Source organism: Corallococcus sp. AB038B, assembly GCF_003668955.1.
In the GTDB taxonomy this organism is placed as follows: domain Bacteria; phylum Myxococcota; class Myxococcia; order Myxococcales; family Myxococcaceae; genus Corallococcus; species Corallococcus exiguus.
Map to the genome: position 1 here is coordinate 1 of NZ_RAWO01000097.1, position 449 is coordinate 449.

Consider the following 449-nt stretch of genomic DNA (forward strand, 5'->3'; position numbering starts at 1 on the left):
GACTTCGACGTCATCGACCGGGTGACGGCGCTCTACGAGGCGGTGTGGAGTGGGGCCGAATGCAGGGGGTGCAAGCTGCGCGCGGTGTGCCCGGATCCAATAATCCCCGCACCCGCGAGGAGGGGCGAGATGCGAAGCTCGCGCGGCGCCGTGCAGCTCGGAAAGGCTCGCCGGCTCAAGCGACACACCTCGGAGTCCCGACGACGATGATGAAGCTCTATTTCGCCCAGCACACGCGCGCCACCCGCCCCCGCTGGTTGCTCGAGGAACTGGGCGTGCCCTACGAGCTGGTGCCGGTGGACCTGCTCCAGCGAGAGCACAAGAGCCCCGAGTACCTGCGCGTCCATCCCATGGGCTCCATGCCCGCGCTGGAGGATGACGGACACGCGGTCTTCGAGTCGGCCGCGATTCTCCTGCACGTCGCCGACAAGTTCCCGGACAAGGGCTTT

At 67.5% G+C, this 449-nt stretch carries 1 protein-coding gene and 1 pseudogene; both read left to right on the forward strand.

The annotated features are described in order from the left end of the window. A pseudogene (locus D7Y04_RS46165) lies at nucleotides 1-210 on the forward strand (phospholipase); the annotation flags it as partial. Beyond that, nucleotides 210-449, forward strand: a 240-nt coding sequence (locus tag D7Y04_RS42660; protein ID WP_233601859.1) for a glutathione S-transferase N-terminal domain-containing protein, incomplete at its 3' end; no start/stop codon positions are given. The pseudogene D7Y04_RS46165 and the gene D7Y04_RS42660, both read left to right, overlap by 1 nt.